The following is an 11,714-nucleotide window of genomic DNA, read 5'->3' on the forward strand; positions in this document are numbered from 1 at the left end:
GTTATCCGATGCCTCGTTCAAGGGGGTGGAATAGGAAGATGCCGCTGTATGAGTTTAAGTGTCAAACCTGTGGGGAGTTTGAGGTATGGCGGCCCTTATCTCAATATCGAGATCCGGCCTATTGTCCTTCTTGCAATCAGGAAGGGAAACGTCTCATTTCAGTTCCCATGGTTCAGCTTTCCAGCTCTTTGCCTATTTCAAAGGGGGGAAGAGAACCCAAACTGATCAAGCGTGAACAGCACTCAAATTCTGATCCAAACTCGCCAAAATATCGCTCCCAATCCTGTGGGCGACCTTGGATGTTGCACCATTAGTTATTAGACATAGTTGTTTCAGGCTAGGGTAAGACGCCTGGGCTATTGAAAAAAGCCTTCTGGCCCCGTGCATTATTGCTCCGCAGCGCTATTGCTATGCCTACGGCACCCTGACGGGAACCGCAACGCTGACGCGACGATGCGACGACGTAACGACGTGACCAACGTTTTAGGTGTGGGTGCAGTGTCCCAGTTTGAATCGAAATGACCATAGTGCTTAGAAAAAGAGAGACTCTCACAATACCCCCAGAAATGCTTTCCTCTGGCATGGCAGTTCACAACCTATGCTGGAAAAGGCGTTCAAGAAGCACCTCATGAGTGGGCCTGATCCTTCTTTGGCAGAGGGATCCCATCGCAGCGATATTGCCCTTCGCTTGCAGGGGATCACCAAGCGTTATCCTCTGGTGCTGGCCAACGACCACATCGATCTGGAGGTGCGTTGGGGAGAGATTCTGGCGCTGATGGGGGAGAACGGGGCGGGCAAGTCTACCCTGATGAAGATCGTCTATGGGTTGGTCAGCCCGGACGAGGGATCCATTCAAGTGGATGGGCAACCGGCCAAAATTCACAGTCCCGCCGATGCCATTCGGTTGGGAATTGGGATGGTGCATCAACACTTTATGTTGGTGGATCCCTTGACGGTTACGGAAAACGTGGTTCTTGGGGCCGAACCCGGCCATCTTTTTCAGGTCGATTTCCGTCGGGCCAGGGCTGAGGTGGCTCAGTTGATTGCCGAGATGGGCTTCCATCTGGATCCCGACGCCAGAGTGGAGGATCTGCCGGTAGGCCTACAGCAGCGGGTGGAGATCTTGAAAATGCTCTACCGCAAGGCCCGCATCTTGATTTTGGATGAGCCGACGGCAGTGTTGACTCCGCAGGAGGCAGGCGAGCTGTTTGCGTTTTTGCGCCGCTTTGCCCGGCGGGGGGGAGCTGTCATTTTCATCAGCCACAAGCTGAAGGAGGTAATGCAACTGGCCGACCGCGTCACCGTCATTCGGGATGGCAAGGTGGTGGCGACGTTGCCCACTGCCCAAACCGATGCCCAGGAACTGGCGCGGCTGATGGTGGGGCGGGAAGTCAGTCTGACCGTTGAAAAAAAGGCCGCTACCCCTGGGGAGGTGTTGCTGGATGTGCGAGATCTGTGGGTGGATATACCGGGGCGGAAGCCGGCGGTGGCGGGGGCGAGCTTCCAGGTACGTGCCGGCGAGATTGTGGGCCTTGCCGGTGTGGAGGGAAACGGCCAAACGGAATTGGTGGAGGCGATCACCGGCTTGAGAAGCTACCGCGGCCAAATTCGCTATGGAGCCGGATCCCTGTCTGCTTCGGCCCGACAGGTGCGTTGCTGGGGTCTGAGTCATATCCCCGAAGATCGCAATGTGAGAGGTTTGGTGCTGGATTTCCCCACCCGCGACAACCTGATCCTGGGGGATCACCATCAAAAGCCGTATACCGGCTGGTTGGGATTTTTTCGGGAAGAGGCCATTGACCAACATGCCCGCCAGGTGGTGGAGAGCTTCGACGTTCGCCCCCGCAGCATTTCCCTGACGGCCCGCCGCTATTCTGGCGGCAATGCCCAGAAGATCGTTGTGGGGCGGGAGCTTTCCTGTGGATCCAAGGTGCTGGTGGCTGCCCAGCCGACGCGGGGGGTGGATGTGGGGGCCATCGAGGCCATTCATCGCCGCATCCTGCAGGCACGGGATCAGGGCATGGGGGTGCTGCTGGTATCGGCGGATTTGAATGAGGTGATCAGCTTGTCGGATCGCATTTTGGTGATCCATGAGGGCCACCTGGTGGGAGAACTCACGCCTGAAGAGGCCACCGAAGAACAGCTAGGGCTGCTGATGGGCGGGATCCAGCATTAGACGAGGCTGGGGGCAGCTTGAGAAGATCCTGCCGCCCGTTCTTGGGCTAGGGCTGCTCGCCGTTGCTCCAACTCTTGAGGAGAGATGCGCCCATAGGTCACGCTCATCTCGGCCAGCCGCTGGATCATGTCCTGCCGCAGCATGTCCTCGCGGTAGCGCCAGGCCCAGTTGTTCTCGGTGGTGCCGGGGAAGTTCATGCGCGCCTCTGCCCCCAAGCCCATCACATCTTGCAGGGGAATGATGGCCAGATCGGCTACGGAAGCAAGGGCTAGGCGAATGAGATCCCAATGGATGCCCTCGGATCCCTGGCAGCCCAAATAGCGCAGCAGGTTTTGTTTTTCCCACTCCGAGCGATCCGGGTCATTAAACCAACCCACCACCGTGTTGTTGTCGTGGGTGCCGGTGTAAACGACAAAGTTGCGCTCATAGGCATGGGGCAAATAGGGGTTATCGGGCCCAGAGCCGAAGGCAAAGAGCAACACCTTCATGCCGGGCAAGCCAAATTGATCCCGCAGTTGCAACACCTCCGGCGTAATGTCTCCCAGATCTTCGGCAATCACCGGGATTTCCCCCAACTTGTCGGCCAGGGTCTGAAAGAAATCTGCCCCCGGCCCTTTTTGCCACTCCCCTTCCACAGCCGTTTCTGCATCGCCTGGAATGGCCCAGTAGCTCTCGAAGCCGCGAAAGTGGTCGATGCGCACACAGTCCACCTGCTTGAGGATGGCCTGGATGCGCCGGATCCACCAGTCGTAGCCGCGAGCCTTGAGCACCTCCCAGTTGTAGAGGGGGTTGCCCCAGCGCTGCCCGGTGGGGCTGAAATAGTCGGGCGGCACACCGGCTACTTGTAAAGGCCGTCCCTGTTCATCCAGGTGAAACAGCTCCCGGTTGGCCCACACGTCGGCACTGTTGGGGGCAACATAGATGGGCACATCCCCAATGAGCCGCACTTGATGCCGATGAGCATACTCCCTTAGGGATCCCCACTGCTGGGCAAACAGATACTGCCAAAACATCTGCTCGGTAATGGCATCGGCATAGCGATCGCGAGCCTCTTGCAAAGCCGGCGGATCCCGTCGCACCAAGGCCGGATCCCATTGGTTCCACTCTTGCTCGCCGTACACATCCTTGAGGGCCATGAACAGGGCATAGTCCGGCAGCCAGTCGGCCTCGGCAGCGCAATAGGCTTGGAAAGCTTCCCAATCGGGGCCGGAAGCTTTTTCTTTGAAGGTAGCCCAGGCGCGGTGCAACAGGCCCAGCTTGAAGGGGATCACGGTTTCGTAGTCCACCCGCTCGGCGGATCCGGCTTGGATCGTTGGCCATTGGGGCAGGTCCTGCCAACTGTCGGGCTCTAGCCAGCCGGCTTTTACCAACAGCTCCGGGCTGATGAGCAGCGGGTTGCCGGCTATGGAGGAAAAGCTCATGTAGGGGGAGTTGCCCCAGCCGGTAGGTCCCAGAGGCAGCACCTGCCAGAGGCGCTGGCCGCTCTCCACCAGAAAATCCACAAACCGGTAAGCAGCCGGCCCCAGGTCGCCGATGCCAAATGGCCCCGGTAGCGAGGTGGGGTGCAAGAGGATCCCGCTGAGTCTGCCCATGCGCATGGCCAAGCCCTTTTGCTGAAGGTGGCTTCACCGCCTATGCTGTCACTTCCAGAGCCACGGTGGACAGCTCCAGACAAGACAAAATTAGAACAAAGTTAAAAAATGAGCAGGATCCAAGGCCAAGACGCGCTTTTCCCTCTGGCCAGGGGATCCCGTCAGGCCACCTCGGGGGCAGGGCAGGCTTGGGCATACCAGTCATAGAGGCCATCACCGGTGGTGAGCCAAGTCTGAGGGCGAGATTGGATGTGCTGCAAGGCTTTTTTCAGGGATCCCATCCGCAGAGGCTGCCCGACAATAAAGGGGTGCAGGCCGATGGCCATGATGCGAGGGGAGCGCTCCCCATCCTGCCAGAGTTGATCAAACTGGTCGATGAGGGCCTGGGCAAAGGCTTCTGCCGACAGGCGGGCGCTGAGACAGAGGCTGATGTCGTTGGCCTCCAGGGTGTAGGGGATCCCCAAGAGGGGGCCGGCGGCAGTTGGGAACCAGTAGGGTTGGTCGTCGTTTACCCAGTCGGTGGTGTAGCGGATCCCGGCAGCCTTGAGCAGGTCAAAGGTGTTCTCGCTAACGGAAAACCCCGGCGTCAGCCAGCCCCAAGGGCGGGATCCGGAAACCTTCTCCAAAAGGGACAAGCTGCGCTCGATGAGCTCTTGTTCGGCTTCGCGGGCCAGGCCGCTGTGGCCGGTGGAGTTGTTCCAGCCGTGGGCCAGCACCGACCAGCCGTATTGGCGGATCCCTTCGATGATGGGGGGGTAAAGATCCACCATTTCCGCATTCAAGGCCGCCGTCACCGGGATCCCCAGCTCGGCAAACAGCTCAAACAAGCGCCAAATGCCCACCCGATTGCCGTAGTCCCGCCAGCCATAGTTGGCGATCTCAGGGGAGCTGGTGAGATGGGGTTGAATGGCCGTGCCCAGCTTGCCAAAGGTGAAGTGCTCGATGTTCATCACCACGTACACAGCCACCCGCGCCCGATGCGGTAGGCTCGGCAGATTTCGGCTGGGCAGAGCTGAGTAGGCAGGGGGCAGCATGTCCGCTCTCCAAAGCTTTGATGCTCACCAAGGGGGCAGGCTAGTCCTTTGATTTTCCTGAGGTCAAGGCCCGATGGCAAGCCTGCACTTCTGGAAGGGTGAATAGGCGACGAAAGGCGATCCCTGCTTCTCGGCAGCGATCTTCTGCCCCTTCCAGCCGATCCACCAAAGCGAGGATCCCTTCCGCCCGGTAGCCGGCTGCCCGCACCCGTTCGACAGCCTTCAAAGCAGAACTGCCGGTGGTCACCACATCTTCCAGGATCCACACCCGACTGCCTGCCGGCAACTCCGGCCCCTCGATCCAGGCTTGCGTACCGTGCCCCTTGGGCTCTTTGCGCACGATTAGGGCGGCTAGGTTGGCAGGCTCAGCCCTCAGGGAGGCCAAACTCACCGCCGTCACCAAGGGATCTGCCCCCAGCGTCATTCCGGCCACTGCCTCGGTTTCGGGCGGCAACAGTCGGTGCAGCAGGGATCCCACCCAATAAGCTCCTTGGGGGTGAAGGGTAACCGGTTTGCAGTTGATGTAGTAGGGGCTCTTCTGTCCAGAAGTGAGGGTAAAGGAGCCTTCTCGATAGGCCAGTTGGGCGAGGAGATACAACAGTTTCTCCCGCGCTTCCTCTGGGGAAAGGGTCAGGGGAGAGCAATCGAGAAGCAACACAGCAGGGATCCCCTTGGTTCAATGGCTGGCCAGAAAGAGCACTCAGGACATTTCATTATGCGGCAAATCTCCACCGAATCCAATCTCCCGTTTTTCGGCTTCACGGGAGGGATCCCTGTCACGCAAAAGATACGCCTGTGTTGGCTGGGGTCGATGTTGCTGAAGTTCTAGACCGGCGGATACCTGAAAATCTGTTCAAACAACCACCTGGGGCATCATTTGCTCAACCAACAGAAGCAACGTGTTGGCAACAGAAGATGGCTCCTGGGCATTCAAAGTGGTGTGCGGAACTGAACCGTCCTGATTCCCCAAAATTAACAAAATGTCTTCTGGATCCCAGGCATTGGGTTGATCGACGTGGGTGATCCCAATCACGCAGGGGGCACTTGTCCTGGCTTTCATAAAAGATTGAATGGCTTGGGCGTTGCGAAATTGGCCCGGCAAGTGCGCAGGCACCAGAAGAACATAGCCGTGGGCGCGCTTAATTAAAATATCCCACATAAAGTTAAAGCGAGACTGGCCGGGAGTGCCGTAGAGATGCAGCCACATCTCTTCTTCATCTTCTCCAATCCTCAAGCGGCCAAAATCCATGCTGACCGTTGTGGTTTTCTTCAGCTCTGCCACCTCGTCGGTTGCTTTGCAATCGGTGTCTACTACCTCAATCTCGCTAATCGTGCGAATAAAGGTAGACTTTCCAGCTCCCACCGGCCCTGTTACAACAATGCGGAGAATATTGCTCATGGTTAGCCTCAGCCGTAAACCCCCAGCGCAGACGGGCCTACTCAACCCTGATCAAGCGCTTAAACAAGGCCTCGCTCATGCCTGTTTCCTGTTGCACAGCATTATAGGCCACCTCAAGATAGGCCTGCTCAATAAAGGAGAGATCGATCATGCAAACTTTGCTTAGGCTCATGCGCAGTTGCTCGGGCTTGCCTTCTTTGACCAGCCGCCGACTCACCTCCTGCACAACTGTGGCCATAGCAGGTACAACATGTTGGGGGCCGATGCCAACGCGCACATGAACTATGCCGATTTTCCAGCGGCGATCCGCATACTGGGGGCCCCAATTGTCCATGCCCGTGAACATTTCCTTGAACCATTCGGCAAAGGTTTGACCCAGCCGCTGCCGGTTATGCTTGGCAATGACAGCTGCCATCTCAGCATCGCGATCGAGGTAGTTGTAAAACGTATCCGACATTTCTGCAGCAATGCTGCTGCCCCAGTCGGCGCTTTGCTGCAAAATTTTCTTGTCATCATCTGTGAATTGCGTGCGCGAGATCAGGACTTGGAGCAGCTCAGAAGGTTTAATGGCCATACTTCCCTCAACGTCAGGACAGAATCAAAAACTTAGCCTCCACATTTGATTTTCTTACTTCATTGCCTCTGCAATGCTTGCCGCGACTCGCTTAATTTCCAAAAAAAGCAAGCCCTGCTTGACTTCATGACTGGCAATTGTCAGCAAGACGGCATCGGGGCCACAACTGGTTAAAACCCCGTATCCTTTTTCCCCCTGTACAAAAACTCTCTCTATGGCTCCGCGCCCTAGCTCTCTCCCAATCCGTTCGCCCAAAGAAAGCATGGCAGCCGACATAGCAGAGGTTCTCTCTTCATCCATACCCACAGGCAATGTGGAAGCCAAAGGTAACCCGTCAGGGGTGACCACTGCTGCTCCCTGGACTTCTGGCGTATTGGCAACATAGCTCTGGAGGATCGCCTGCAAAGAGGACAGATTAGCCATCCTATATCTCCCTGCTGATTCCCTATTTCTAATGTTTCTACCCGAAAACCGAAAACATGACCGCAAATGTCCTTATGCTTTTACTTTTCGCGCATGCCCTTGAGGAGGGTGGCTAATCGACTGACCAAAGAAGGCTTGACCGGGCCGCCCTCATCCTGGAGACCAGGCACCCTTGCCCCCAGCCTCTCCCTCACCGGCTCGGGATTCACCTCCTCAGCAATCGACTTGGACAGCTCCAAGTGACCAGACCGAGCCAGAACCGTTGGCCCCTCACAAGGGCTGATCAACCCCAGCTTCGCCAGACGGGCGCAGGCATAGCGCACCTCCAGCAGGTCGGACCCCAGGGCTTGAGCCAAAGCCGTCAGCTTGCGAGAAGGCGACACCTGCTCCAGGATCCCCCATTCCAGGGCAGAAAGCTTGAACAGAGGCAGTTCGGTGCTGGTACGCCAAAAGCAGCTATCGGGCTCTGGCAGGTCTTTTTCGGGCTGCTGCTCTAGCTTGAGCTGCTGCAGGGCTTCCAAGACAGCAGCGGTGGCGCCCTTGCTCAGGCCAGTCATTTCTCGATAGGGCATGGGCACATTGGGCAGGAAGCTGAACTGGCCGGATTCGAGGGCAAAGAGGCTGTAGAGTCCCACCTGCAGTTGATGGCGAAAGAGCTTGGCCAAATCTACGGGCGAGATCAACCCTTGCCGCTGCAGGCAACGCCCCAGAGGCTCCTCCAAGCCCCTAGCGACCAACTGGCTGACCACCTGCTCGTCCACCAAGCCAAAGCGCGTCAGCAGGCTTTCCAAACGATGCTTTTCTTCAGGGGTGAGGGCGGCGACCACCCGACCTTGGTAAAACCAAATCCGCTGAATGCCATTGGGTGCCCAGATGGATAATTGCCCTGCTTTCTTACCCTTTTCCATTAAATGCAACAGGTCGCATAAGGAAAATTCCTGAAGATCTCCAAGCATCGCCATACTTTTGCTCCCTTCACCGCTGCAAGATGCGCTTTCCCAGTATTTTCACGGTTTTTGCTTTGCTAAGCAAGAAACCAGAAGATGCGCTTACAGCTTGGTTTCGGCCTAGTCTTACAACCAAATCCTCAAAAGTTAAAGCGGATTAATCTTTTTAATCAAATGTATAATCAAATGTACGAAGTTGCCGAATTTTTGGCTTGGACGCAGCGGAAATTGTGTCAGAAGCTCGGTAAAACCTCGGAAGACTTAACGATCGATACTTAGTCATTCGTAATTTTTAACACTTTTTTAGCTGCGGCTACTCGAAGATCTACGGGGTACAAAAGTTCGCCTCAAGAGGAGTGAATTGAGGATTACACTGAGGGAACTCAAGACCATGAGACCCCCAGCGATTGCCGGGCTAAGCCCAATGCCAAAGGGGGGTAGGAGCACGCCTGCTGCCACTGGGATCCCCACCAGGTTGTAGCCAAAGGCCCAGAGGAGGTTCTGCTGGATCTTGCGGAAGGTGGCGCGGCTGAGGCGGATGGCTTGCACCACATCCCAGAGGTGGTTGCGCATCAGAATGATATCGGCGGTCTCAAGGGCGGCATCGGTAGCGGAATGCAGGGCAATGCCCACATCGGCTTGGGCCAAAGCCGGAGCGTCGTTAATGCCATCTCCCACCATGGCAACTCTCTGGCCTTGGGTCTGCAGGTCGCGGATGACTTGAGCTTTGTCTGCCGGGTGAACCTGGGCAATAACGCGGAGACCTGGCACTTGCAGAGCCTCAGCCACCTGGTGGGCCACCTCCGCCCGATCGCCGGTTAGCAAAACCACCTGCAGGCCCATTTTCCGGAGCTGTTGCAGCGTTGCCTGCGCATCGGGCCGCAAGGGATCCTGGGCTGCCAGCAGCCCCACCAGGGATCCCTCTACAGCCACGCCCACCACCGTTTTGCCGGCTGCCAGTAGCGCCTCGGCCTGGGCCTGGGTCTCCTGGGACAGCGGGATCCCCAAAGCAGCCAGCCCATCCAGGGATCCCAACACCACTTCCTGCCCTTCCACTTGGGCGGCGACTCCTATCCCCGGTTGGGTTTGAAACTCGCCGGCGGAGAGCAACGGCAAACCCTGGGTGCGGGCGGCTTGCAAAATGGCTTGCGCCAGAGGGTGGCGAGTGCCGCTTTCCACTGTGGCCGCCAGTTGGAGTAGGCGATTGGGATCCAGGGAGGGGTCAAGGCTGAGACAGTCCGTCAGGTGGGGATCCCCTTGGGTGAGGGTGCCGGTTTTGTCGAAGACCACCGTTTGCAAGCGATGGGCTTTCTCCAGAACATCTCCCCCTCGGATGAGCAAACCCCGCTCGGCTCCCAAGCCAGTACCCACCAGGATGGCCATCGGCGTAGCCAACCCCAAAGCACAGGGGCAGGCCACCACCAAAACGGCAATGGCCATCTTGAGGCTGCTGAGCAGGGGTGTGGGGTGAGGGGGATGGTCGCTCAGATGCAGATGGGAGTGCAGGCTGAACCCCTCCAGGACAAAGTGCTCCGCACCGTCGCTCCCCCAAAGCGGGATCCCAATCCAGTACCAGAACCCAAAGGTGAGAATGGCCAGCGTCACCACCCCATAGGTAAAGTAGCCCGCCACCTGGTCGGCTATCCCTTGGATGGGGGCCTTGCGAGCTTGGGCCTCTTCCACCAGGCGGATGATCTGGGCCAAGGTGGTGTCTTTCCCGGTGCGCGTCGCCCGGCACAGCAGCAACCCCGATTGGTTCAGCGTCCCCGCCACCACGGGATCCCCCGCTTGTTTCAGCACCGGCAAGGGTTCCCCTGTCAACATCCCCTCGTTGACCGTGGCCTGGCCGGCAATGACCTCTCCATCCACCGGGATCTGTTCGCCGGCTCGCACCTGGAGCCAATCCCCCACTCGCACCTGTTCGACAGGGCACCATTCTCCGGTTTGGGATCCCAGATCCAGGTTCCCCTCTGGGCTGGAAGCCAGAGATCCCGCCTTCTCTGCAGGCTGAACCCGCCGAGCCAAACTGGGACACAAGCTCACCAGCGATTGCAGGCTGCTGGCCGCCCGCAGGCGGCTGTGCTGTTCCAAGGCCCGTCCCAACAGGATGAAGCTGAGCATCATGACGGGCTCGTCGAAAAAGCACTCCCAGCCCACCTGAGGGGCCAGCAACCCCACCAGACTGGCTAGGTAAGCGGATCCGGATCCCAAGGTAACCAAGGTGTTCATGTTGGGGGCCAGCCGCCGTGCCCCTCTCCAACCATCCAGGACAATGCCGCGAGCTGGGCCGACAAAAGTCAAGGTCGCCAAGCCCCAGTGCAGCCAGACATCATTAAGGAGGGGCAAGCCCAGACGGGCGAAGAGATCCAAGTGTCCGGCGGCAGAAATCAGCAGCAAAAAAGCGGCGGTGAGCGCTTGGCGAATGTGGTGTCGGGTCTGCTGTCGCTGCCGAGAGAGGGGATCCGCAGGCACATCCAAGGCTTCTTCCCACCCACCGGGAGGGGAAGAGGGATCTTGAGAGTGCTCCGCACCGCTGACGCGAACGGAACTCCCGCCGGAGAGGGCCTCACCCTCTGAACTGTAGCGGCTGGGAAACCCTGCCTCTGTCAAAATCTGGGCCAGGTGCTGCGGGTCGGGCCGGATCCCAGGGGCAAACTCCACAAGGGCCGACTCGGTAACCAGGTTAACGCTGGCCTTGACCACCCCCGGCTGTCTCAGCAGGGCCTGCTCAACGGTGCGAACGCAGCCGGCACAACTCATGCCCCCCACCTGGAGAATCAGGGATCCCTCCTGAGAAGGCGCTGTGGGCCCATTCTGGTCAGCCGGATCCCTTGGCCTGTCTGCTTTGTGGGTCAAAGTGCTCCGCACTGCTGACGCGAATGCATCTGGGATGGCCATCTTTGTTCTCCCGTGGTTAACAGCCCCCTCGCCCTACTGGCCAGTTATGTAGCGGTAGGACAGGGCTCTACATCCCATTTTTTGCCAAACTCAATCGTAGGACTGGGATCCCGGCGACAAAGTGCTCCCCACCGCTAACGCAAACGGCAAGGGAACAGAAAGCAACAACTAGGCAGCGCGGGCAGGCGGGGACATAAAGCTGGGGGGAATGGACTCGGGAACATACCTTTGCAAAATATCCTCGATGGTCTGCATCGCTTCCGCATCCAACGACCAGCCCCAAAGGCCGGATATTGCCTCCAGATGATAGGGCTTGCGTGCCCCCCACAGTGCCACACTCACCCCTGGTTGATCCAGCAGCCAGCGCACCGCCAACTGAGCCAAGGTCTTGCCATAGCGATCCTGAGCAAACCGGCTCAATGCCTCTGCCGCCTTTAGGTACTGGGAGTAGCGCGGTTCAACAAACTTGGGATCGATCCCGGCGCGCATGTCCCCTGGGGGGAAGGTGGTTTGCGGCGTCATCCGTCCGCTCAGCAGACCTCGGCAGAGGGGGCTGTACACCAAGGTGTGAATGCCGTGCTGATACATTTACGCTGAACACTGCTGAACATCACTGTTCAACTATGCAGCGATAGCATTCTGTTTGTTTCCAACCAGAATGGCGGTATCCC

General features: G+C 58.2%; 11 protein-coding genes. 2 read left to right on the plus strand and 9 right to left on the minus strand.

The window, feature by feature from the left end; all coding sequences use genetic code 11:
* Positions 1-38: 38 nt before the first annotated feature.
* Entirely contained in the window at positions 39-314 is a 276-nt protein-coding gene (locus ACVWYY_RS06900; RefSeq protein WP_041438561.1) for an FmdB family zinc ribbon protein, read from the plus strand.
* A gap of 314 nt (positions 315-628) precedes the next feature.
* A complete protein-coding gene (locus ACVWYY_RS06905) occupies positions 629-2,176 on the plus strand; it encodes an ABC transporter ATP-binding protein (RefSeq protein ID WP_414399337.1) in 1,548 nt (515 codons plus the stop codon).
* Here ACVWYY_RS06905 and malQ read toward each other — a convergent pair.
* The 9 genes from malQ to ACVWYY_RS06950 all read right to left on the minus strand — a co-directional run bounded on the left by malQ (position 2,173) and on the right by ACVWYY_RS06950 (position 11,631).
* On the minus strand, positions 2,173-3,774 hold the full coding sequence (malQ, locus tag ACVWYY_RS06910; protein WP_457439989.1) for a 4-alpha-glucanotransferase: 1,602 nt from the start codon (positions 3,772-3,774) through the stop codon (positions 2,173-2,175). The genes ACVWYY_RS06905 and malQ overlap by 4 nt on opposite strands.
* Positions 3,775-3,929: 155 nt before the next feature.
* Positions 3,930-4,802, minus strand: coding sequence for a polysaccharide deacetylase family protein (locus ACVWYY_RS06915; protein WP_457403469.1), 873 nt, complete (start codon positions 4,800-4,802; stop codon positions 3,930-3,932).
* 40 nt (positions 4,803-4,842) lie between these two features.
* Positions 4,843-5,460, minus strand: coding sequence for an orotate phosphoribosyltransferase (gene pyrE / locus ACVWYY_RS06920; RefSeq protein ID WP_414408097.1), 618 nt, complete (start codon positions 5,458-5,460; stop codon positions 4,843-4,845).
* A 195-nt stretch (positions 5,461-5,655) separates the two neighbouring features.
* Positions 5,656-6,201, minus strand: a complete 546-nt coding sequence (locus tag ACVWYY_RS06925) for a GTP-binding protein (protein WP_457403467.1) — start codon at positions 6,199-6,201, stop codon at positions 5,656-5,658.
* Between the two features lie 37 nt (positions 6,202-6,238).
* Positions 6,239-6,775: a protoglobin domain-containing protein gene (locus tag ACVWYY_RS06930; protein WP_457403466.1), complete on the minus strand. Its 537-nt coding sequence runs from the start codon at positions 6,773-6,775 to the stop codon at positions 6,239-6,241.
* A 54-nt stretch (positions 6,776-6,829) separates the two neighbouring features.
* A complete protein-coding gene (locus ACVWYY_RS06935) occupies positions 6,830-7,198 on the minus strand; it encodes a roadblock/LC7 domain-containing protein (RefSeq protein ID WP_011433098.1) in 369 nt (122 codons plus the stop codon).
* 80 nt (positions 7,199-7,278) lie between these two features.
* Entirely contained in the window at positions 7,279-8,160 is an 882-nt protein-coding gene (locus ACVWYY_RS06940) for a DUF4388 domain-containing protein (protein ID WP_457403464.1), read from the minus strand.
* A gap of 288 nt (positions 8,161-8,448) precedes the next feature.
* Positions 8,449-11,043: a heavy metal translocating P-type ATPase gene (locus ACVWYY_RS06945; protein ID WP_457403463.1), complete on the minus strand. Its 2,595-nt coding sequence runs from the start codon at positions 11,041-11,043 to the stop codon at positions 8,449-8,451.
* A gap of 168 nt (positions 11,044-11,211) precedes the next feature.
* Positions 11,212-11,631 (minus strand): aldo/keto reductase, encoded by a 420-nt coding sequence (locus tag ACVWYY_RS06950; protein ID WP_414331959.1) that lies wholly within the window; start codon positions 11,629-11,631, stop codon positions 11,212-11,214.
* Between the last annotated feature and the right edge of the window lie 83 nt (positions 11,632-11,714).

Source organism: Thermostichus sp. MS-CIW-34, from assembly GCF_054060435.1.